The following is a 24,225-nucleotide window of genomic DNA, read 5'->3' as shown; positions in this document are numbered from 1 at the left end:
CCAGTGTCACGCTACTTGGATGACATTATAGGAGCACTGGGATGACAGGAGAAGGAGGCTACTTTCATGACACCATTCTTTTTCCTGGATCCAAGTAGTCAAGCACTGGGATGACACCTTGAAGATTTGAAGAACCGTCATCCCGCTACTTGTTAGCGGCCAAGAGATACCATTTTAGGATTTGTTATTAGCTATTTTAAAAACGCTACTTAAACATTTTTTTTAATCGATTGATTTCATCAGCAAATTTTGAGTCGGTTCTTATAAAATTTTCTACTTGCTTTACTGCATGTATAACAGTAGCATGGTCTCTGCCACCAAAGCTTCTTCCAATATCTGGTAGGCTTTTTTGCGTAAATTTTTTGGCAAAATACATAGCTATTTGTCTTGGCCTTGCAAGACTGCGAAGCCTTCTATTAGATTGCATATCTGCAACCTTTATATTGAAAAATTCAGCTACTTTCTTTTGTATTTCTTCTATTGTGACTGACCTATGATTTGACCTAAGAAGATCGATTAGGGTTTCACTAGCTGATTCTACCGTCATACTTCTTCCAATTAATGAGGTATGGGCAACCTTATTTAATGCTCCTTCTAATTCTCTTATATTAGATTTTATGTTCCTTGCTAAAAACTCTAGGACATCTTTCGGAACATACATATTCATCTGCTCCACTTTTGCCTGCAATATACCAAGTCTTAATTCAAAAGTTGTTTCATTAATATCTGCCACCAACCCCCAACCGAGTCGTGATTTTATTCTTTCTTCCACTCCATCAAGATCACTAGGAGACCTATCAGCTGATATAACCAATTGTTTATTTTGGTCTATCAATGCATTGAAAGTGTGAAAAAATTCTTCTTGTGTACTATCTTTACCACTGATAAATTGCACATCATCTACCATCAATACATCTACTGATCTAAATTGCTCTTTAAATAACATAATATCTTTGCTTCGCAGCGCTGTAATATATTGGTACATGAATTTCTCTGCTGATAAATATACTACTTTTCTTTTTTCTGATGGGGAATTGACTATGTGCCAAGCTATAGCATGCATTAGATGTGTTTTACCAAGTCCCACTCCACCATATAGAAACAAAGGATTGCTACCTAATATTGGATCTATAGATTCTGCCACACGCTTTGCCGCCGTAAATGCTAATTCATTTGGCTTTCCCACTACAAAATTATCAAAAGTGAACCTTGGATCCAGCGGCGAACCAAGATTATGATTACTTTCCTCTCTGTTTTTTAGTATAACATTAAAATTTGAATTCCTTTCCTCAATTACTTGAATATCAATAGAACGTATACTTTTATCTTCGCTTTGCCATAATGATAATATTTTTTTCATGTAATGAACTGTAATCCACTCTTTTATAAACCTTGTTGACACGGATAAAAGAACTTCCCCATTTCTGCTACTGACAAATTTTAGCGAACTCAGCCAGCTGTTATATGTTGCTTCTCCATAAAGATTATAAAGACAATTTTGGATTTTTTCCCAAGTAACATTGTGATCTGTTACTGTAATAATCTGATCAAAAAACATAGTAGAAACCTTAGGGCTAGTTAAGTTCATATACCACACCAAGAAAAAAGCAATAATTAGAAAAACATAAGATAATCAATAGCTTACTGCAAAATGAAAAGCTAATACTACTTAATACATACTAAAAATTATGGTGATTTTTTGATGGGTTGTAAAGGGTATAAAAACACTAAAATTGATCATTTTTATTTCAAAAAAATGATCAATTTGTAAATGTCGCTTGTATCGAGGATTAGAAGCATGCTATTAAAAATAGTAATACATTATGTATAAATAAGATGTTAAATTTACTGGCAAATAAGTAAAGTATTCATATAAATATAGCTAACCTAATATAGATTTACTGAAGCAAATTTATGATTATATTAAATAATTTGAGTTGTCATGCTGTATTCGGTATTGAACTAGAGTTTTACATTGAAGGAATAGAAAAAGAATATTTATTTCTGAGTAGCATCAAAAATAAAATAGCATCTCTTGAATTTTCTTGCGAGAAGGAGAATTCTACACATCAATATGAGATAAAAAGTGGTTGTTATACAAACTCCGACAATTTAATCAAGCATTTTGAGTTAGCAAAACAATCACTTACTGAAACAGCACAAAAACTAGGTGGGAATGTTTCTTTTAAAGCAAAGCCCTATTTGGATAGAGCAGGCAGTGCATTAAATGTGCATGTTAATCTCGTGAATTCAAATAACGATAACTTATTTTATAGCAATGAGCAAAAGTACAGTGACTATCTGATTCACAGTATTGGTGGATTATGTGCAATGATGAAAAAACATATGTTGTTCTTTGCTCCAAATGATGATTCATATTTAAGATTTCAGTACCCGGATATTCATACTCCAACTACGATTAGTTGGGGAGTAAATAACAGAACTGCTGCGATAAGAATTCCCCATTTTGGCAACGATTCCAAAAGATGCCGCCTAGAGCACCGTGTTCCTGGAGCAGATTGTAACCTTGAAAAGGTACTTACAGCAATAATTGAAGGTATAGTTTTTGGTATAGAGAACAAAATTGCTCCGCCAAATAGAGTGTATGGCATTGCATCTGATCCTCAATATAAGATGGAGAGTTTGATATAAACTTTAACCACGTTGGTTAACAATAGACTTCTTGCATAACCAAAACTAAGTAGAAAAAAGGTATAGCTAACACGCTTACTATTACCCACAAATATAAATGTTTGTTGCATAGCTCTTAATGGCATAACTTTTGCTTGAAATAACTGTTTATATGGTGCAATTTACAGCGTTTAGTTGCTAAAATTATAACTCTTAATTTAATAATTTTAATCTAATAAGTTTTCAGGTTAATAAAATTAAATTATTTGAGTAAATACAATACTATGTTTTTATTTGTGGGTAATAGTAAGCTAGATCCCGCTAACACGTAGCGGGATGACGGTTGTCGTTTAGCCATAAATATTAAGAAATTTACCAAACGAAAAAAAAGGCAAAAGAAGCCCCGTGGTTGGCTAATTACTTACATTATACTTTCAAGTATGGCGTTTTTTTATTCTAAACACTTAATAACCGCGATTTAGCTGCTTTTAAGCCGCAACTAATCTAAATTATAAACGTTAAGAAATTTACTAAACAGAAAAAAAGGCAAAAGAAACCCTAGGGTAGCTAGTTATTCACTATCCATTTTTTAAGTTGGCGTTTTTTAATGTTTTAAATGCTTTATAAGCGTATTTCAGCTTGTGTAGGTAAAAACCCAGAAATTTGATAAAGACATAGAGTGCACATAGTGCAAAAAATTAAACATGAGACGCCAGATACGTGAGTTTTTTTGTCATTTAATCTGTACAGAGAAGATAAATAAATAGCTTCAGTTTCATGATAAGGAGGCTGGCGGAGTTTGTCAAGGAAGTTTTTTCGTTTCTATTCCCAATGTTATATGGTTATGCAAGAGATCTAATATTTTCCATAGTTAGCCGCAGTTAGCCGCTCTGGTACTGTCATTGGATAATTACTTACGGAAGTTCTCGGAGCATTGGTAGGTTCTTTGATTTCTCGGTAAGCTCCATTCATATGCTGAGGAGGAGATCGCATTAAATCCATATAGTTCGTTGCGTATTTAGTCTGACTTGTATCATCAGCCCCAGCAAGTGAGTTACCGTCAAGGTCCATATGTTCAGGTAGTCCATTTTTCATTTTTTCTTCTGCTCTTTTCCTTATTATTTCTTCTTCTAACTCAGCTTCAGTTTTTTCTGGTTCTTCTACGGTATCTTTTTCTTCACCTTCATCAACACTGCTATACCCTTCATCTTCTGAAACTTTATCTCCTGAAACACCAGTAATTTCAGCAGGCTGTTCTTTTTTAGTTCTTATTTTATGAATCAGCGAAAGTAATAAGTAAGTAACTACAGCAGCAGCAACGATAATGGCTATCTTTGCGGCAATGTGGATTGCTGTTAAAAATATTAAAGCTGATAAAGCTCCAGCTAACCCAGATGTAATAACTTTATTCTTGCCTTTTGTTACATTTAAAATTGCCACCATAATAACCTCTCAAATACTGTTCTAGAATTATTATACAGAAATTTTCTTATACTTGCAATTTTGCGAAAATTTTAATTACTTACGTAAAGTTTTAAAGCTATACAAGGATTAATTAATATGCAATGTATCTCGACTATAATATTGTACAAACGCACATATTTAGTTAACATTCAACATGCAGAGCTTACTCATAGAGCGAAACAGGACGGTGGTATTATTACTTATAGTAATTTTTATCTTCGGTTCATACGCTTATGTAAAAATGCCAAGGGAAAGCAATCCTGACATACAAATCCCTATAATCATCGTGTTCGTTGGACTTCCTGGAATTTCTGCTCAAGATAGTGAAAAGCTATTAGTGCTTCCTATAGAAAATGAACTCAGATCCATCGAAGGTGTAAAAGAATTGAGAGCTTTTGCAACTAATGATGGTGCTCACATGATACTCGAATTTGGAACAGAGTATGATAATAAAGAAGTGCTTGACAACGTCCGTTCAAAGCTTTCAAACATAAAATCGAAGTTACCTGTTGAAGCGGAATCTCCAATAATAAATGAAATAAACTTGAGTCTATTTCCCATATTAAATGTTGGCTTAATTGGTAATTTGCCAGAAAGAGCCTTAACTGAAATAGCACGCAAGTTAAAGAAAGAAATAGAATCTCTGCCAAATGTTCTCAAAGTTGAAGTGGCAGGTATGCGTAAAGAAACAGTGGAAGTTATAATTGAGCCCACAGTTCTAACAAAATATAACATTCAATCAAACGAAATATTCCAAGCTATATCAAGCAATAATAGACTAGTGGGAGCTGGGTCACTGGCCGGTAAATATTCGATTAAAATATCAGGGTTATTAAAAGACATAGAAGATATTATGAATATTCCTATTAGATCTCAAGGCGATGCAGTTTTGAGAATCAAAGATATAGCAAAAGTATACCCTAGGTTTGAGGATCACCAAGGGTTTGCTCGCATTAATGGATTACCTAGTGTCGTGCTAGAAATTTCAAAACGTAACGGAAAAAACATAATAGACACAGTAAATCAAGTAAAATACTTAATGGATAAGGCAAAAGATCAATTACCTAAAAATTTAAAAGTGGTGTATTTAAACGACCAGTCAAAAAACGTCCGCGATGTGCTTGATGACTTGGAAAACGGTATAATATTCGCTGTGTTGTTAATATTGATCATAATGATGCTTTCGATGGGAACAAGGATTGCTATTCTTGTGGCACTCTCGATACCCGGTTCCTTTCTCATTGGGATAGTGTGACCTGAAAGTTGTGAAATCGTGATGGTTAAATTCCATCCACTATAACATCTGGTTGAAATTATGATTCACATTTTAGAAGGTGGCAACTTTTAAAATGCAAGCATGAATCAGAAAGGGAGTAATATTAAACCTTATAATAGATTCTCCCGAAAAGAGTTAAATATGGCTACGAAAGAAACCTATGTGTGAACTGTCGTAATGTGAAATATGCGAAAAAGGTTGATACGCATAAACCAAAAGGTATGGAGAAAATGGATGATTAAAAGTATTCCGTTTGATCAAGATGTTTCCAATCTCCCGGCAGATAGTAGGAGCCTAAGTTTAACGAGAAAACGATTTCATAAAACAGGGTAACCATATAAATGATCTTATATTTATTTAAATATAAGTAGGTAGCCAGCCGCAAGCATTTATGTGGAAGGATTGTTTAAGAAGCTAATGCCTAAAGTAATATTTAGGATATGCAGACGTAGACACTTTAGTTTGGAAGGTAAAGTTGTAAGTAGTGGTTAATATGTTATGAACCAACAAAATGTTAGGTATGAATGGAATGAAATTCCATGGCGTAAGCTGGAGAAATCTTCATTTAAGCTGCAAAAACGAATTTACCGAGCTTCTAAAAGTAATGACATCAAAAAGATGCATAATCTTCAGAGATTATTACTCAAATCAACAAGTGCAAAAATGCTCGCTGTTAGGAGGGTAACTCAGGATAACAGAGGGAAAAAGACTGCAGGTATTGATGGAAAAGCTAATCTTAACCAAAAAGAAAGAATGCAATTAGCATATTCTATGGATTTAAGGGAAAAAGCAAAGCCGTCAAGAAGAGTTTGGATTCCAAAGCCTGGTGGAAAGCCATTGGAACGTCGTCCCCTTGGTATACCCACTATATCGTGTCGAGCAAAACAAACGCTTGTAAAGATAGCTTTAGAACCTGAATGGGAGGCAAAATTCGAGCCAAACATTTATGGTTTTAGACCTGGCAGATCATGTCATGATGCAATTAAAGCTATATTTAACGCACTGAATAAAAAGACAGCATTTGTATTAGATGCTGATATCTCAAAATGCTACGATAATATAGACCATAAAGCATTGTTGAAAAAACTAAAAACCACTCCAACTTTAACAAAGATAATAAGAAGGTGGTTAAAAGCAGGCATTATGGAAGGTAGAAAGTTCAAATCCACTAGATGTGGAACAATCCAAGGAGGCACAATATCGCCATTGTTGGCATGTGTTGCACTGAATGGGTTAGAACAGTATCTCAAAAAAGAGTTAGCAAGTGATCTTTTCCAGTACGTAAAAAATAACAAAAATAGCAATATATCACAGAGAAAGGCACAAGAGAGGCTGAGTGTAATTTTCTATGCTGATGATAGTATTATTATACATGAAAGTAAAGAGATTATACAAAGGGCAAAAATTCTAGTTGAACAATGGTTAAAAACCATAGGATTAGAACTAAATCCTGAGAAAACAAGAATCTCACATACACTAAAATCTGTAGAGGAACAAAAGCCGGGATTTGATTTTCTTGGGTTCACAGTAAGGCAGTATTCAACAAACCGAAGTAAAAGAGGTTATAAGTTATTGATCAAACCAAGTCGTAAGTCTATAAAACAACATTCATTAGTTATCAAACAAAAACTGAGGAAAATGCGTGGAATAACTCAAGAAGCATTAATAAAGAATCTTAATCCAATAATAAGAGGATGGTGTCAATATTATACTTCAGCAGTATCTAGCAGAGTTTTCAGCTCGTTGGATAACAAAATGTTTGTAAAGCTTTGGAGATGGTCAGTTATGAGACATCTAAACAAAGGAAAACGCTGGATAAAGAAGAAATACTTTAGAAAGCATGGAAACGACAATTGGAAATTTATGACGAATAGTGGAATACATCTTATCAAATACGAAGATCACGCTATAAAATGGCACGTCAAAGTAAAGGGAATTAGATCCCCTTATGACGGAGATTGGGTATATTGGGGTAATCGCCTTAATAGAGTAAGAGGAAAATCACCGAGAGTAATAAAATTACTGAAGGTACAAGAAGGTAAATGTAATTATTGTCAATTATATTTTAAAGGTGATGATATAATAGAAGTACATCATCAAGATAGAAATAGAAACAATAAAACCATAAAAAATTTATCTTTATTGCATGGGCATTGTCACGATGATTTACATAGGAGGAGTATGCATGACAAGCACCAAATTAGAGGGAAGCCGGATGACGGGAAACTGTCAAGTCCGGTTTTGAAGTCGAGTGGGGAGAGGTGACTTTCTCCACTTAGATAACATAGCTCTTTACTTTATGGGCATCACTTTAAATATCGTTGTGCTCTTCAGTTTAATTATGGCTGTTGGCATGCTGGTTGATGATGCAATTGTGATCAGTGAATATGCCGATAGAAAGATGATCTGCGGAATGGACAAAGTAGAAGCTTTTCACACTTCAGTTCGCGATATGTTTTATCCGGTTCTATCATCAACGTTAACTAAATTAGCAGTGTTTTTTCCTCTATTATTCTGGCCTGATACTGTGGGTAAATTCATGCAGTACATACCAATTACAATAATTCTAACTTTGACTGGATCGCTCATTATGGCTCTGGTTTTTATACCAACACTTGGTGCAATCTTTGGAAAGCCATCAGTAACTTCAAAGGAAGAAATTGAAAAAATGAATGCTATCGAAAGTGGTGAGATAAAAAGCGCTGGACCTATAATAAGAGCTTATGTACGAATGCTAGAAAAGGTCTTAGATCATCCTAAAAATTCGTATGTGCTACTGTATTCGTCCTGTTTTCACTTAGTGTGCTGTACTTTAGCTTCGGTCCTGGAGTGAAATTTCTTCCGAAAGTGGATCCGGATAATATTTTAATTAGTGTTAGAGCGAAAGAAAGCTTATCAGCCAAAGCACGAGATCTGATACTTGAAGAAGTGGAAGAACGCATTTTGAGCGTTGAAAAAGAAATTCATGTTTCTTATGCTAGATCAGGAGCATTTTCAGATAATGTCATTGCCAAAATTCAATTAGAACTTATGGATTGGCGCTTCAGGCGAAAAGCTAAGCATATATTAAGCGATATAAGGAGCAGTGTGCAAGACATGAAAGGAGTAATAATTGATGTTCAAGAAGAAAAGTCAGGACCGTCAGCTGATAAGCCAATACAAATTAACCTCAGCGGAAGTGCATCCAATCTGAATTTAGCAGCAGAGAAAATTCTAAAAATTATGGACCAACCTTCATCCGGGTTTATAAATATTCAAGATAGCAGATCAGCACCTGAAATAGAGTGGAATATGAATGTTGATAAGAGTAAGGCTACAAGTTCTGGAGTAAGTGTTGCAACCATTGGCGATTTTATAAAGATGGTTACAAATGGAGTGTTGATTGGAAAATATAGACCAAATAACACGGATGAAGAAATCGATATTGTACTCCGTTTCCCTGGAAAGGATCGCAACATGAAGACTATAGACAATCTTTTTATCAATACAGTTAATGGCCCGTATCCTATGAGCAATATAGTAAAATATGCTCCCGAAAAAAAGGTAAACAAACTAAACAGGATTGATGGATTACGCATAGTGACAATCTCTGCTGACGTTGATACTGGCTATCTTGTTGATGAAAGAGTAAAGTTCATTCAGAATTCTATTGCCCAGGATTGGGACAAGGGAGTAAAAATTGATTTTAAAGGCGACAAAGAAGATCAACAAAAATCAGGAGCATTTTTGTTAAAGGCTTTTATATTAGCGATTACACTAATGATATTGGTATTAGTGACACAGTTTAATAATGTATACCATACATTTATCGTAATGACAGCAGTGTTTTTATCCACAACATGTGTGTTTTTTGTTTTCTTTCTTATCCAACAAGTTTTCGTAGTTGTTATGTGTGGAGTGGGGATAATTGCTTTGGCGGGAATTATAGTGAATAATAACATACTATTACTTGATGCCTTTCATCACCAAATTAAGGTACACAAAAATGACATCAAGCGATGTGTAATAAACGCTGCAATTTCTCGCGTTAGGCCAATATTGCTTACCGTTGCAACCACAGTTCTTGGTTTAATACCGATGATTACCAGGTTAAATATCAATTTTTTTACGCTACAAATCACATATGATGCTCCATCAAGCCAGTGGTGGGTTGACATTTCAACAACCATAGCAAGTGGAATATTGGCTGCAACGGTTTTAACTTTATTCTTTACTCCTGCGTTGCTTGTTATACAAAGACATGAAAAAACTTGACTTAAATTAGCAATCATTTAACATTTAAGATAGTGTTCTTTGCCCGTTGGAGCTATAATTATAACTAATTACATTGGATTTATTTATTATGATTGCTAATCGTAAAAGCAGTGTTAAGCAGAAAAGTAACAAGAATAACATAGTTGGAAGCCTTGATGTAATAAAAACAGCAGGAGAGCTTTCACTTCAAAAAGGTTTAGATTTTGATGTTGTAATAAAGGCACTAGAAAGTGCTATAGAAGCAGTGGCTTATCAAAAATATGGTAGCAAAAGTAAAATTGTAGTTAATATAGATAGAAACACAGGCAAAGTTACTTCATACAGAAAACTAAAAGTTATTGATGATGAATCAAATGAAAAAGAGAATACTGAGTGTGAATCAATTACGCTTACACAAGCTAAATTAATAAAAGGAGATGCAAAAGTTGGAGATACTGTTAGTGAATTACTCTCTCTTAACACTGATCTTGCTTCAGCAAGAATTGCCCAGCAAAAGATTGCTCAAATAATTAAAGATGAAGAGTCAAAAAAGCAATATGAGGAATTTAAAGATAAGGTGGGAGAAATAAGGTATGGTATTGTTAAACAAGTAGAATATTCAGATCTTATTATAGACATAAATGGCACTAGGGCATATCTTCCATTGCGAAATTTAACTGGTGGTGAATCATTTCGTGAAGGTGATAAGGTTAAAGCTTACATACAGACTGCTAAGCGCTCTGATGATGGACGTCAAATTATTCTTTCTAGGACTCATGAAGGCTTTTTGGAGGCATTATTAAATCAAGAAATACCAGAAATTGCTGACGGATTAGTGACAATTAAAGGTATAGCTAGAGATGCTGGTTCAAGGTCTAAGGTTGCCGTTTTCTCTCCCGACAAGAACATTGATCCAGTAGGTGCTTGTGTTGGAGTTAAGGGAGATAGAATAAAAACTATTATACACGAATTAAATGGTGAAAAAATTGACGTTATAAATTACTCCTCAGATTTGGGTCAATTTGTTATTAAAGCCATTACTCCTGCAGAAGTATCGAAGGTTATTATTGATGAAAATGAAAATTGCATAGAGTTAATAGTTGCTGAAGATCAATTGAGTTTAGCGATAGGAAAAAAGGGCCAGAATGTAAGATTAGCTTCAGAGCTTGTTGGATGGAAAATTGAGATATTAAGCACTCAGCAAGAATCAGAAAGGCGAAGTAAAGAACTTAGTCAATGTTCAGCTTTATTTGCTGAAGCTTTAAACTTAGAAGAGATTATGGGTCAGCTATTGGTAACAGAAGGTTTTTCAAGTGTAGAAGACATATCTAGCGCTTCAATTAAAGAGCTTGCTTCAATAGAGGGCTTTAATGAAGATATTGCAAACGAACTTCACAATAGAGCAAATAAGTACCTGAAAGCAGAAAATGATAGAAAAATAGAAGAGCTAAAAAGTTTAGGTATGGAGGATGATGTAATCAATTTAACTTTATCAATAGACAATAAAATTGCTCTTAGTAAGCATGATATTAAGACTTTAGAGGACATAGCAGATTTATCAAGTTATGAGTTTTGCAGCATACTCTCTTCCTCATCCGATAGCAAAGAAGATCTAAAAGATACAGTAGATTCAATAATCATAGAAGCACGTAAAAAGCTTGGATTAATATAATAAAATAATATGAATAATGAAGATATCAGTGATAAAAAATTAACGCTCCAAGGTTTAAGCAAGCTTAAATTAGACCTCAATTTAAACTCTTCAGCTAGCCCAAGTACTGGAGCTACAGTAGTAAAAAAAAGAAGAAAAAAATCTCATGATGCAGAAGAACATAATTTATTTGACGAGAGTAAATTAGGTTCTTTAACAGAGAAAGAACAAATTTTTCGCATTAATGCTGTGCAGAATGCTGCTTTGCTGAAAGAAAGAAATCAGAGAGAAGAAAAAGAGAAAACAGCAAAAGAAGACAGCAATAAAGAGACTGACGAGAAAAATGAAGCGGACGCTTTATCTAAGGAAATAAATAAGCAAGTTTTAAGTAATACCCACTTAGTTGAACCAAAAGAAGATAGTATTGACCATGAGGACAACGATAAAAAGTCTTTTAAAGTCAACAAAGATATATATTCTAAGCATTCTAAACTGGTAATTGCACAGGCAATAGATGAAAAAACTGAACAACCCCCTGTATTTAAGCAAAGGTTTGGTATAAGAGGTAGAAAGTCAAAGTTTACTAAGGGTAAAAATATATCAAGAGAAGTTATTATACCAGACAAAATAACTATCAGGGAGTTATCTATTCGCATGGCAGAAGATAGCAAGAGTGTGCTAAAAATGTTCAAAGAAGAAGTCGGTGAGAGTTATAGAGTAGATGATCTGGTGGATCCAGATATAGCATGTGAAATAGTGGAAAAATTTAATCATACGGCTAAACGAGTGAGCGATACCAACAGAGAAAAAGATTTATTTTTTATAGAAGGCAGAGAAAGCCTGCCTAAAAAACCTAAACCACCAATCGTCACTTTTATGGGACACGTCGATCATGGTAAAACCTCATTGCTCGATGCATTTCGTGAATCTAATGTTGCAGAAAGAGAGTCAGGTGGCATAACTCAACACATAGGTGCTTATCAAATAACGACAAAAGATAAGCAAAAAATTACCTTTATTGATACACCAGGACATGAAGCGTTCACTGCGATGCGTGCACGTGGTGCCAATATTACTAATATAGTTGTAATAGTAGTTGCAGCTGACGATGGAATCATGAAACAAACAGTTGAAGCAATAAATCATGCAAAAGCAGCAAATGTTTCTATTATAGTTGCTATTAATAAAATTGATAAATCTGAGCCTGGTGATGTGGAGAAAGTAATGAGTAGCTTACCTCAATATGATCTCATTCCTGAAGAGCTTGGTGGTGATGTTATGATTGTGCCAGTATCAGCAAAAAAGAAAACTAATTTAGATAAACTAGAAGAGACGATTTTGTTAATCGCTGAATTAATGAAGCTAGAAGCAATAGAAGATTGTCGAGCACTTGGATGGGTAATAGAATCCAAAATAGATAAAGCGAAAGGAATATCAGCCACATTGATAGTTGAGGAAGGAACGTTAAAGGTTGGTGATATATTGGTAGTTGGTACAACATACAGTAAAGTACGTAGTATGGTTAATCACCTTGGTCAAAGAGAAAAAGCAGCACTACCCTCTGCTCCAATTGAAATTACTGGTCTAAATGGTGTGCCAAATGCTGGAGATAAATTTGTTGTTATAAATTCTGAAAAGCATGCACGTGAAATTATTGAACATAGGTTAGAGTTAATCAAGAAAAAAGAAGAAAATTTAGATGAGGATGATTTAGATATATTCAGCCGTAATAACAGTGAAATAGAAGAACTATCTGTAGTTTTAAAGTGCGATGTAACTGGTTCTATTGAAGCAATATCAAGTTCAATTGATAAACTCGGTAAAGATCAAGTGAAATTAAATATCCTACACAAAGCAGTAGGAGGGATAACAGATTCAGATGTGCTGCTTGCAGAAGCATCAAGTGCAGTAATTTTAGCTTTTAATGTAAAAGTGGACTCAAAAATAAGGGACTTGGCAAAACAAAAAGGTATAGAAATACATACTTATAACATAATATACGAGCTCATTGACGACATGAGAATGTATTTAACTAAAATGTTAAAGCCTGTTACACGAGAGGTTCGTGTTGGTTCTGCATCTGTAAGGCAAATATTTAATGTATCTAAAGCTGGTAATATCATTGGATGTTATGTAAGTGATGGAGTCATAAAAAAAGATTCTTTAATTAAGGTAGTGCGCAATAGTAAATTGGTGCATGAAGGAAAGTTAAAAGCACTACGTAGATTTAAAGATGATGTTAAAGAAGTAGGTGTAAACTTTGAATGCGGAGTATCACTAGAGGGTAATGTCGATATTAAAGTTGGAGATATTTTGGAAGCTTATCAATTAGTGCAAGAAGAAAGGGTGTTATAGTAGCTGGATATGAAAAAGGAAATTAGAAACCTAAAGATAGCATCGGTATTGCATAGAGCAATATCAAGAGTTCTAATGGAAGGTAAGGTGTTCAATAAAAATGTAGCGGTATCTGACGTAAAATTAAGTAAAGATTTGAAAAAAGCAGATGTATATATTGTGTTATCTTCATTGAATATTCAAGTAGCTGACTACTTAGATCCAGAAAAAAGACGCACTGGAGATCCTTCTGAGAATAATTGTGATATTAATACTGTTGTTAATGAAATGAACCAATCTGCATGGTCAATACGTAAATCTATATTGTGTTATGTTGATTTGCGATTTATACCTGAACTAGTTTTCAAGCCTGACTTAGCGTTCGATAATTTTGTTAATGTAAGCAAAATATTACATAATCACACTTAATTAATGCATTTCAATCGTTACTTTTCATTAATGAGGTTGCACAGTTTAACGGGTTTGTGGCTTGTGCTATTTCCCAGTTTGAGCGGTATTCTTTTAGCCTCAACTTCTCTATCGTATCAGGTTCTTTTTCTCCTTGTTTTGTTTACTATAGGTGCATTTTTAATGAGACCCGCAGGGTGCATAATCAATGATATCTTCGATAGAAAAATAGATGCGCACGTTGAACGAACAAAATATAGGCCACTTGCAAGTGGTGCATTAAACATAAAGCAGGCTTTAGCTTTACTTTCACTGCTACTGTTTATTGCCCTGGTAATCTTATTATTAACTAATAAAACTACACTCATACTTGGAATAATCTCAATGTGTATGATAGCTACTTACCCTTTATTAAAGCGGTATGTTTGGTGGCCACAATTGTTCTTAGGGTTTACCTTCAATATGGGATCGCTCATGGGCTCAGCAGCAATAACAAACCAGATCAGTATAGAATCCTTGCTGTTTTATATAGGATGCGTCTTTTGGACACTTAGCTATGACACCATATACGCCCATCAAGATAAAAAAGATGATGAAAAACTCGGGATGAAATCTACCGCATTATATTTTGGTGATACAACAAAATCTTGGTTGAAAAGATTTTATTTAATATCTCTTATGACGTGGCTATATGCTGGTATCTTATCATCATTAAATAACATTTTTTATATTGCTCTACTTGCTGTAGGGTTCATATTTCACCGCCAATACAAAAATTTCAATCCTGACGATCCCAGTCAATGCATGTCCATATTTAAAAATAATTCCTACGTAGGGTTGCTGCTCTTTTTCGGCATTCTTTTAGATAGAATTATCACCTAGGTCTCAAGAGTTTCGGCTCTAATGAAATCAATAGACTCAGGTAGCCCGCAGAAACGAAAAAACTTACTTGACAAACTCCGCCAGCGCCCTTATTATAGTGTTAAGGGTATTTATGACTCAAAACTTGTTTTTGACCTGCAGGCTCAATGACAAAATTCAGTAAAAAACTCAGGGTATTTTTTGGCGGATTACATAAAATTATAGCGGCTGCATGTCTTTTAAATTTTTTCTACATTCAGCCAAATCGCGCTTATTTTAAGCGTTAGCACATTATTACAGCGCCAGTCTAAATTATTATAGGGTCAAAACTCGCACCACGGGGCTTCTTTGCCTTTTTTTTCGTTTGGTAAATTTCTTAATATTTGTGGCTAAAAGAGCCCAAGAGAGGTGTCATTCCAGTGCTTGACACTGGAATCCAGCTTCTATGCAACCTCATCAAAAACATTCATTTAGTGTAAACTTTCTATGCTAGTTTGCTTGTTCACAAGCAAACTTTCCTGGATCCCAGATACTGTCTCTGCTGTCAAACAAATTATCCAACTAAATTACAATTAAATGGTTGATCATTTTTAAGAATACCAAAAAAGACATGCATTAATTTTCGCATTAACGCAAGAACTATGACTTTTGGACATTTGCCTTTACTTGCTAGACGCTGACAAAACTTTTGAAAATGATTATTATGGTTTTTGACTACTATAGCTGGCATATAAAGAGCTTTTCGGACGCGCTCAGATCCTATTTTGCATATGCAACTTCTCTTACTTACTGATGATCCCGATTGATAATGTCTTGGATTTAGACCAGCAAAAGCTGTAAATTGTTTAGCATTGTCAAAGTTATCAACTGATGACATTTCTGCAACAACAGCAACAGCAGTAAGATATCCTATATCTTTTATAGTCTTAAGGTTTTCCACCATATTTTTTAGATGTGGATAGTTATTTATATGCTCATTAATTTCTTTTTCGAGAACAATAATTTGCTCCTCTATTGCCAAAATTACTTTAGATATAGCTTCTTTGCAACTGGAATGCATATTTTTGTTTTCCAAGCGATTCGTCTGCTGCACCTTATCATCTTTTAGCGATTGCATACAACGGTAAAGCTCCCTCAAATGCCTAATTTCAGGTGCAGTGGGCTTCCAAAGAGCAGGTTTGTTGGCGATACAAAATCTAGCTATCATAGCTGCATCTGATTTATCTGTCTTATTTCTGAGCAGCTCACTTTTGCCAAAAGCTTTCTGGGTTTACTATACTGACATTATGTCCTAAATCGTGCATGAAAGTAGCCAAATCTTCTCCATACCAACTAGTTGCTTCAAGACATAAATGAGTAAGATTTGCTCCATGACCATTGCACCAAACTACAAGTTTTGCAAAACCATCTTGATTATTTTGAAAGACTTTGTGTCGTTTTTTACTGTCCACTAACAAACATCAAATTTCTTTTTTGAAATATCCACACCCAAAATAGCATTTACTTGCATAAAATTGCCTCCAAGACTATAAATAAACTGAGAGTTTAGACTAACCTTGTAATACGGGATATAATTCCAAAAGATACTGTTCAGTCTTTAACTCTATGGGAGGGAAGCAAAATCTGGCTTAATGGCATTAGCGTCGCATCAGCTTCACCCTCCCTGTGAGGTATTTTAGCTCTAATGCCTCACATCATAAAGATACAAGTGTCAAGCACTGGGATGACAGGAGGAGGGCACTGCCCTCTTGGATGGAAACCAGTGTCAGCTACTTTCATGACATCATTATAAAGTAGACTTCTTTCAAAATTCATGTATGGAGCTCAAAATTGTGAATTGCAGCAATCAAATTAAACCTTAAACCAAAACGTTTTCGTCGGTTTCTATACCTGTCCGAGATGATTTTAAACCTTTTCAATAAGCCAATTACGTTTTCAACAATTGCCCTTTGGCTCATAAGTGCCCTGTTCTCTTTTTTTTGTTCTTTGCTTAACGGATTCTTTTTCATTTTCCTGTGCGGTAATACAACATTTTTGTGTATCTTCTGCATTCCCCTGTAGCCGGCATCAGCTAAGATTTTGGTGTCCGGTAATATTGCTACCTTTGATTCTCTAAACATCCGAAAATCGTGTTTTCTACCATTCGAGAAAGATGTGCATATGACTTTTTTACTCTTCTTCTCTGTTACTATTTGTGTTTTTATAGTATGCCTTTTTTTCTTTCCAGAGTAGAAGGGCTTTTGCTTTTTTTTGGTCTCTCTACTGGCGTTTCAGTTCCGTCTATTACTAAAACTTCATATTCTACATCACTCTTTAATAGCTCTTTTTTTCCTGGTAATGCAAAATCTGGATGTTTTATTAATATGTCTTCTACCTATCTTATTATTTTAAAACTGTTACTTTCACTCATGCCATAGCTTTGCCCAATATGAAAATATGTACGATATTCTCTTATATATTCCAGTGCCATAAGTAGCCTGTCTTCTATGCAAAGTTTACTTTTTCTTCCACTTCTAGCTTTTTTTCTTTTATCCTCCACTTCTAGAATTTCTACCATTCGCTCAAATGTTGCTTTTTTTACCCCTGTTAAACGTCGAAACTTTTCTCCTTCTAACTTTTCTATTTCCTTATATTTCATGCTTTCAAATACTTCATCTTACACTCCCTCTAACAATTTTGAAAGAAGTCTAGTGTCACGCGCTGGGATGACGAAGAAAGAGCATAAGGCATTGTGTTTTACGTTGTGCATTTTATTAACCGACACTATAAATAACATCCTTACAATTATGAGATTGGACTACAACTTGCTCAAGCGTTAAGCTGCTGCGTTTAGCATCTTTACTGTGGTTTTCTCCAAGAACCTCTGTTCTTTCTTGTTTTATTTCTTCAATGAATTTCTTGTTAACGCTTTCAGTGTCAATCTTTTCCTGAGAATATATAAGGTTAGTGCAATTTGTTTTTCTATAATAATGCACGCCAAGACATATAATTGATAATGCAAGTATACCAGAACCTATAAGTAATGATAATCCTATGTTATTAGTCAAAGGGTTTTGGTAAAATTTTTGTACACCATTAACACCATGTATTGCAAGTAGCCCTAAAGGAAACGCTATATTTGCAGTAATAACACCAGTTAATAGTGCAGTAAATAGTGGCCTGTCGTTAATTACTGATTTTATTTTATTAGTTCTAGTAATTACTTTTTCGTCAATGTTAGTGAAGCCTTGTTTAGCTTCCCAAGCATTAAGTACAAAATTTGAATGAGTGCCATTGCTATATTCCAGTCTTACAGATTTTATAGCTTTATCTTTTGGCTGGTGCTCCAACACCTCAGCTAAAATTTCATCCGCACCTTTTTTTTGAATGGAATGTTCTTCAGTATCTATAAATTGCCTTGTTGCAAAAAATATTGGACCAATTGCAAGCAATGCAGCAAGTGCGATAACTGGTATAGTGATATATTTTGGGCTGTTTGTAAAAAATGCAATAAATTTTGCTTTATCTTGTAAATATAATAAAGCTGCAGATATACTGAGTATAATAGCACTTGCACCAAAAATTATAAAACCCTTCTGCTGCATGGCATACTTTGCTCTTGGCAAGAATCTGTTTGTTTTTTTATTTGTTGTGCTACCTATATCAGAATTTAGTGACAAAGACTCTTCAGAGTCATCTTTGCTTTTATATGATGGTGGTGGAGTTGGAAACGTACCTGGACTTTTAATATCCTGAAGATTCTGATGTGTAGGTTCTTTAATCCATTTTTCTACTTCGTTTAAATAATCATTACCTGCTGCTTTGTTTGTTTCTGTTATTGGCTCACGAGGTACATTAATCCCTTCAAATGTGATATTTTCTAATTCCTTTTCACTGATACAAACTTCCGCTATTTTTTGATCTATATTTTCTTTATCTTTTTCTAGTAATTCCTTTACGTTTCTACGGAAGTCATCAGCAGGATCAATGTTCCGCTGATTACTATCAACTAACATTACTTTTTGCGGTAACATACCTTTGTCTTTCTTATATGCTTTTAAAAGATATAAAACACATAGATGTTTTTCAATTTGTGGATCTTGATGCTTAGTCTTTCCTTCAACAATACTTTGCATCCGCTCTTCTGTTAAATTTGATAGATCTTCAGCTTGTAGACCTTGAAGCTTAATCGTTCTTCCAACTACTTTGATACTTTGCGCCTGCTCTCCTGTTAAACCCAGATGATTCTTTACTACATACTCTACTGCTTTTATGTATTTTGCAAACGATACAATATCAACTTCTACTTCGCTTGAAAGTGCAGATTGTAATACAGACCTTAGCTTTTCTTTATTTTTGATTCCTGGGTTTTGTAAAAATTCTTTTATTTTTTCTTCAGTTACTGCATCTTTTTCGCCAGAATTATAATCACTATAGTTCTTGGATACAAAGAAATTGTGCATAGACTGATTGGTAATTGTTTGATCAAAGTCAAATATTAATAGTGTATTATTTCCTGCCATATCCAGCATAGCACTTGAGATAGTTTTTTCTGCTTCTTTAGACGATGGTGGATTTATTTCTTCATCATTTTTTTGGGGAGTACTTGTTCTAGGTGTTGGAATTGGTGTGACGTTACCTTTGTTTTCTGATTTATGCATATTCACTCCAAAATTAATTACTATGCTGCATTGATTACGCTATAGTTATTAAGATGTAGTAAATACCAATTTACGGATAACTCTAGAAAAGCTTAATATAAGAATTGTCTATCAAAGATTCTTTCATTCAGAGGGTAATCTTTGTCAAAAAGCAAAGTTATTGTGTTTTCGTGGTCTTTTTGTATTTTTATCTGTGATATATTATGAAACTCCTTGTAATCTGATACTACAAGTGCTGGACGGTTTTTTGTGTCGTTAATGTCAATTTGTACGATTGTATCGTTTGATATTAACGCTCCATTCCAATGCCTTGGGTAATAGCTATTGATGGAGGTCAGTGCAAGTAAGTTTGAATTTAGCGGCAAGATTGGGCCACCGGCAGAGAAGTTGTATGCAGTGCTGCCTGTGGGGGTAGATAATATTACTCCGTCCCCTCTAAATTTTTCTACTTTTAGCTTATCATTAATAGTAATATTCATCTCTACTATTTGATTTGCTTTTCTAAAGACATATACTTCGTTTACTGCTATGTAATGATATCTCTTGCCACTTGTGTCTGTTGCTTCCATTTTTAGCAAAGTTAACTGAGTTGAAGTTGCATGCTCTATATGATCAATTAAATCTTTAAAGCATTTATTCATCAAAAACCCAACATTGCCAGTGTTTATTCCGTATACGTGTGTGTTTTTGTTTTCTATAACGTAATTATGCAAAGTGCGTAGCATAAAGCCATCACCGCCAACAACTATCAATAGATCGATTTCGGACTTATTTTCTTCTGTTATATTGATAAAATTAAGTTTCTTTAATAGTTTAGATACTTCCTGCGATTTTGGTGATTGAGAAGCAACATAGCCTATATTTTTGTATTTATGCATGCTTCAGCAAACTCTCTAAAACTTAAAGAGGAGGAAAATTAGAAAATACTGCCATATTTATCGTTAAACTTAGCTAATTTGCTAGTTTTACTTGCTGACCCGCTTGTCAGACTTCCAGTCCATGCAGGGTGAACGAGAGGATCTCTATCAAGTTTTATCCTGTCACCTTCCTTTCCATAAGTGGAACGAGTTTCAAACTCTTGACCGTCTGTCATAACTACGATAATTTTATGATAATTAATTTCTGCCATTGCTAATTTGTAAATCTTTAGTTAATTAACATTCTAGTAAATTCAGTTCATTAGGTCAATCACTATCGTAAAATATTGACAAAAAATAAATAAAGTAGTATATTTAATAAGGAATAAATAATAACTATCATGATTTTTGCTTTCCCCGGTCAGGGCTCTCAGTTTGTAGGAATGGGAAAGAGCTTATGTAGTGAGTTTTCCGTTGCAAGACAAGTATTTAATGAAGTAGATAGCATATTGGGTAGAAAGCTGTCTCATTTAATCTTCAACGGTCCTATTGAAGAATTAACCATTACAGAAAACGCTCAGCCAGCTATAATGGCAGTGTCAATCGCGACGCTACGTGTTATGGAGCATGTGTTTGGCAAATCTCTTTTCACTGATCACAATGTTAAATATGTTTGTGGACATTCAGTTGGCGAATATACAGCGCTGTGTGCTGCAGGGGCATTGACTCTTGAGTCCGCAGTCAAGCTGCTAAAAGTTCGCAGCGAAGCAATGCATGAAGCTTCACTGAAATGTAAAGGCGGAATGGTCGCATTGCTTGGAGCAGAGATAAATGAAGTGGAAGATATATTAAAATCAGTTCAAATTGACGGAATTTGTGAAATTGCAAACGATAATGGCGGTGGGCAGGTAGTGGTAAGTGGTACTGCAGAAGCTCTTGAGATATTACCTGATTTATTCAAAAACTCGAGTGTGAGGAAATTAATTAAATTACAGGTTAGTGGACCTTTTCATTCATCTCTTATGAAACCTGCTGATGAAAAAGTTTTGGAATTTTTGAAGGGTATTAAAATGACTCGCCCTATAGTTCCTTTGATATCAAATGTTACAGCTAAAGAGGAGAGTGATCCCAAAGTTATAAAAACTTTGCTTGCTAAGCAAATTATAAGCAGAGTGAGATGGAGAGAAATGGTTTTACATATGGCGCGTTGTGGTATTAACAAATTCGTTGAAATTGGACCTAATCAAGTTTTATCTAATCTAGTTAAAAGAATTGACCAATCTATCAGTACAAAAAATATAGATAGTATTGGTGATATTGACAGCTTCTTTAATGAATCATTAGTACTAACAGCGAAAAAAAAAGGTGCTTTTCGCTGAGCAGCCGAGAATAACTTGCAACTATCAGTTGCCCAGTATCCATGCGGGCCACGCAACACTAGCGCACATGGATTTCATTGGAATGCGGAGGCATACTGAATATTATGCGCCTCACTTCACCAGTACTCGCTGCTTCCAGCCTGTCTGCTATGACTTTTATGTACCGATAATTATTATACTCACACCCCGGCACTACTGCTTGAAAACATAGTTCGATGAATTTGAGAAAGTTGATTTTATTCATGAGGATTGACTCTTTTAAAGATTTTATGTATTATGAAATTGATGTAGTGAGAATTAAGGTATGACAGCAACGGAAAGAATAAACACTAAGGAAGAGCTTGTAAAAACTCGAAATGGGATGAAAATCCAGACAATTACGCTTCCTGGTAAAAATATAGACCAAAACAATAATCAAAGTGAAAAACATCTGGTATATTCTGTAGCATGGCAGTTGTGCAATAATCCCATAAATTGGGTGTCATAATAACTAAACCCACATTAATTTTGGTGTACGTGACCTTGAAAGATCGTGATTCAATACTTAAATCATTAGGGTAGTAGGCAAATAATGGAGCTCAAAATGCATAACGTACAAGAAACTGAAAATTTAAAATTTGATGCTGAAGTAGGAAAAGTACTGAATATAGTGATTCATTCACTTTATACTAATAAGGACATTTTTCTGCGTGAGTTAATATCAAATGCATCGGATGCATGTGATAAATTGCGCTATGAATCTCAACTAAATCCTAATTTGCTAGATTTGAGTGATGAATTAAAAATCACTATTAGCTCCAATAAAGATAAGAACGAGCTATATATCACTGATAATGGCATCGGAATGAACAGACAAGATTTAATAGATAACCTTGGTACAATTGCAAGCTCTGGTACGCAAAAGTTCTTAGATGCGATTAAAAATAGCAAGGATTCAAGCCAAGCTGTGGAGCTGATTGGGAAGTTTGGTGTTGGTTTTTACTCAAGCTTTATGGTTGCATTGGAAGTGATAGTAGAATCAAGAAAAGCTGGAGAAGAAGAATCTTGGGTCTGGCAATCCAAGGGAGATGGAGAGTATTCGATAAGTAAACTAGATAATCAAATTTCTCGTGGAACTAAAATTACACTCATTATGCATCCTGAAGAGAATGAGTTTTTAGATAAATTTCGTGTTGAAAATATTGTCACTACTTACTCTGATCACATAAACTTTCCTGTTGAATTTATAGACGAAGAAGGAAAAAGTGAAAAGTTAAACAGTAAGGCTGCAATTTGGACTAAGCCAAAAAATGACGTTACTCAAGAGGAGCACAACGATTTTTTCCGCAGTGTTGCTCATGTTGGCGGAGAGCCTTGGATGATATTGCATAATAAAAATGAAGGTGCAATAGAATATACGAATTTGCTTTATGTTCCTTCTATAAAACCTTTTGATTTATTTCATCCAGATAGACGTTGTTCTGTTAAGTTATATGTAAATAAAGTATTTATCACTGAAGATAACGTACAGATCATACCGCAGTATTTACGTTTCCTGAAAGGTATTGTTGATTCACCGGACTTGCCTCTTAATATCAGCAGAGAAACGTTGCAGAATAATCGTGTTGTTGAGCAGATCAGAAAATCCCTCACTAAGCGCGTGATATCAGAGCTTGGTAAAAAGGCAAAGGAGAATTTAGAAGAGTACACAAAATTCTGGACCAATTTTGGTGCAGTTTTAAAGGAAGGTCTTTGCGAAGCTATGCCAACTGATGAGAGAGAAGCGCTGCTCTCAATTTGCAGATTTCATAGCACTGGTGATGAGAAATTAGTCAGCATTGATGACTATATAAGCAGAATGAAGCCTGAGCAGGAGCATATCTATTATCTCACCGGAAATAGCCTCGATTCAGTGAAAAACAGTCCACAACTTGAAGGATTCGTCAGTAAAGGACTAGAAGTGCTCCTATTTGTTGATCCAGTTGATGATTTCTGGACTAGCGTGATTCATGAATACAAAGATCAAAAATTTAAGTCTGTGACCCGCGCTGATGTTGATTTGGAAAAATTCTCTTCAGAAGAAGATAAGAAAGATGAAGAAAATAAATCGAAAGAAGAAAAAACTGAGGAAAATACAGATTCTATAATGCAATATTTCACCAAAGTTCTTGGCAATTCAGTAAAAAGCGTAAAAATCTCCAAAAAATTGACTGATAGTCCCGTATGCCTGGCGGTTGATGAAGGTGCTATGGATCTTCGCATGGAACGTTTTTTGCGTGAACAAAAGCAGCTAAATTACCGCACGCCAAAGGTGCTGGAAATTAACACTAAACATCCTGTAATAAAAAGTATAATGAAATCTCACGCTGAAAATGGTGAAAACCCAACATTAGAAGACATGATTCATTTATTATTTTACCAAGCTTGCATCGTGGAAGGTGAAGAGATGGATGATGTAAGTCTGTTTGCTAAGAGACTGAATAATTTGCTTGGCAAGATTTCTGTTTAATGC

The 24,225-nt window shown here is 34.7% G+C and carries 15 protein-coding genes and 5 pseudogenes; 11 read left to right on the top strand and 9 right to left on the bottom strand.

Going from position 1 to position 24,225, the window contains the following annotated elements:
* Positions 1–6 precede the first annotated feature (6 nt).
* Both AABM58_RS04825 and dnaA read right to left on the bottom strand, forming a co-directional pair.
* On the bottom strand, positions 7–141 hold the full coding sequence (locus AABM58_RS04825) for a hypothetical protein (RefSeq protein ID WP_338406533.1): 135 nt from the start codon (positions 139–141) through the stop codon (positions 7–9).
* Between the two features lie 64 nt (positions 142–205).
* Positions 206–1,588 carry a chromosomal replication initiator protein DnaA gene (gene dnaA, locus AABM58_RS04820; protein WP_338406532.1) on the bottom strand — a complete coding sequence of 461 codons (1,383 nt, stop codon included), beginning with the start codon at positions 1,586–1,588 and terminating at the stop codon, positions 206–208.
* 326 nt (positions 1,589–1,914) lie between these two features.
* Here dnaA and AABM58_RS04815 point away from each other — a divergent pair, with 326 nt between their 5' ends.
* Complete coding sequence (locus AABM58_RS04815; RefSeq protein ID WP_338406531.1) at positions 1,915–2,652, top strand: type I glutamate--ammonia ligase; 738 nt, start codon at positions 1,915–1,917, stop codon at positions 2,650–2,652.
* 834 nt (positions 2,653–3,486) lie between these two features.
* On the opposite strand, the gene AABM58_RS04810 is transcribed toward AABM58_RS04815, so the two are convergent.
* Positions 3,487–4,074: a hypothetical protein gene (locus AABM58_RS04810; RefSeq protein WP_338406530.1), complete on the bottom strand. Its 588-nt coding sequence runs from the start codon at positions 4,072–4,074 to the stop codon at positions 3,487–3,489.
* A gap of 175 nt (positions 4,075–4,249) precedes the next feature.
* Here AABM58_RS04810 and AABM58_RS04805 point away from each other — a divergent pair.
* The 7 genes and pseudogenes from AABM58_RS04805 to ubiA form a co-directional block, all read left to right on the top strand.
* Positions 4,250–5,347: pseudogene (locus tag AABM58_RS04805) on the top strand (efflux RND transporter permease subunit); the annotation flags it as partial.
* 522 nt (positions 5,348–5,869) lie between these two features.
* Positions 5,870–7,636, top strand: coding sequence for a group II intron reverse transcriptase/maturase (gene ltrA / locus AABM58_RS04800; protein WP_338406529.1), 1,767 nt, complete (start codon positions 5,870–5,872; stop codon positions 7,634–7,636).
* A 10-nt stretch (positions 7,637–7,646) separates the two neighbouring features.
* A pseudogene (locus tag AABM58_RS04790) lies at positions 7,647–9,625 on the top strand (efflux RND transporter permease subunit); the annotation flags it as partial.
* Positions 9,626–9,713: 88 nt separating this feature from the next.
* A complete protein-coding gene (gene nusA / locus AABM58_RS04785) occupies positions 9,714–11,276 on the top strand; it encodes a transcription termination factor NusA (protein ID WP_338406526.1) in 1,563 nt (520 codons plus the stop codon).
* Between the two features lie 9 nt (positions 11,277–11,285).
* Positions 11,286–13,610, top strand: a complete 2,325-nt coding sequence (gene infB, locus AABM58_RS04780; RefSeq protein ID WP_338406525.1) for a translation initiation factor IF-2 — start codon at positions 11,286–11,288, stop codon at positions 13,608–13,610.
* A 9-nt stretch (positions 13,611–13,619) separates the two neighbouring features.
* Positions 13,620–14,018: a ribosome-binding factor A gene (locus AABM58_RS04775; protein WP_006279769.1), complete on the top strand. Its 399-nt coding sequence runs from the start codon at positions 13,620–13,622 to the stop codon at positions 14,016–14,018.
* Positions 14,019–14,021: 3 nt separating this feature from the next.
* Positions 14,022–14,879 carry a 4-hydroxybenzoate octaprenyltransferase gene (gene ubiA / locus AABM58_RS04770; protein WP_264339226.1) on the top strand — a complete coding sequence of 286 codons (858 nt, stop codon included), beginning with the start codon at positions 14,022–14,024 and terminating at the stop codon, positions 14,877–14,879.
* 532 nt (positions 14,880–15,411) lie between these two features.
* Here ubiA and AABM58_RS07935 read toward each other — a convergent pair.
* The 5 genes and pseudogenes from AABM58_RS07935 to rpmE all read right to left on the bottom strand — a co-directional run bounded on the left by AABM58_RS07935 (position 15,412) and on the right by rpmE (position 20,627).
* Positions 15,412–16,368: pseudogene (locus tag AABM58_RS07935) on the bottom strand (IS110 family transposase).
* 301 nt (positions 16,369–16,669) lie between these two features.
* Positions 16,670–17,496: pseudogene (locus AABM58_RS04755) on the bottom strand (IS5 family transposase).
* Between the two features lie 115 nt (positions 17,497–17,611).
* Positions 17,612–19,498: a hypothetical protein gene (locus AABM58_RS04750; RefSeq protein ID WP_338406523.1), complete on the bottom strand. Its 1,887-nt coding sequence runs from the start codon at positions 19,496–19,498 to the stop codon at positions 17,612–17,614.
* A 92-nt stretch (positions 19,499–19,590) separates the two neighbouring features.
* On the bottom strand, positions 19,591–20,376 hold the full coding sequence (locus AABM58_RS04745; protein ID WP_338406522.1) for an NAD kinase: 786 nt from the start codon (positions 20,374–20,376) through the stop codon (positions 19,591–19,593).
* Between the two features lie 38 nt (positions 20,377–20,414).
* Complete coding sequence (gene rpmE / locus AABM58_RS04740) at positions 20,415–20,627, bottom strand: 50S ribosomal protein L31 (protein WP_338406521.1); 213 nt, start codon at positions 20,625–20,627, stop codon at positions 20,415–20,417.
* A 129-nt stretch (positions 20,628–20,756) separates the two neighbouring features.
* Here rpmE and fabD point away from each other — a divergent pair, with 129 nt between their 5' ends.
* Positions 20,757–21,734 carry an ACP S-malonyltransferase gene (gene fabD / locus AABM58_RS04735; RefSeq protein ID WP_338406520.1) on the top strand — a complete coding sequence of 326 codons (978 nt, stop codon included), beginning with the start codon at positions 20,757–20,759 and terminating at the stop codon, positions 21,732–21,734.
* Here the strand turns inward: fabD and AABM58_RS04730 are convergent.
* Positions 21,721–21,978, bottom strand: a pseudogene (locus AABM58_RS04730) (phage terminase large subunit); the annotation flags it as partial. The gene fabD and the pseudogene AABM58_RS04730 overlap by 14 nt on opposite strands.
* A 60-nt stretch (positions 21,979–22,038) precedes the next feature.
* Between AABM58_RS04730 and AABM58_RS04725 the strand changes: the two are divergent.
* The gene (locus AABM58_RS04725) at positions 22,039–22,221 is read left to right on the top strand and encodes a hypothetical protein (RefSeq protein WP_338406519.1); all 183 of its coding nucleotides are present in this window, start codon (positions 22,039–22,041) and stop codon (positions 22,219–22,221) included.
* A gap of 96 nt (positions 22,222–22,317) precedes the next feature.
* A complete protein-coding gene (htpG, locus tag AABM58_RS04720; RefSeq protein WP_338406518.1) occupies positions 22,318–24,222 on the top strand; it encodes a molecular chaperone HtpG in 1,905 nt (634 codons plus the stop codon).
* Positions 24,223–24,225: the final 3 nt, after the last annotated feature.

Origin of the sequence: Wolbachia endosymbiont (group A) of Longitarsus flavicornis, assembly GCF_963931955.1 — a bacterium.
Classification (GTDB): domain Bacteria; phylum Pseudomonadota; class Alphaproteobacteria; order Rickettsiales; family Anaplasmataceae; genus Wolbachia.
The sequence above is the reverse complement of the archived record's forward strand: the minus strand, read 5'-3'. Positions and strand labels throughout refer to the sequence as shown.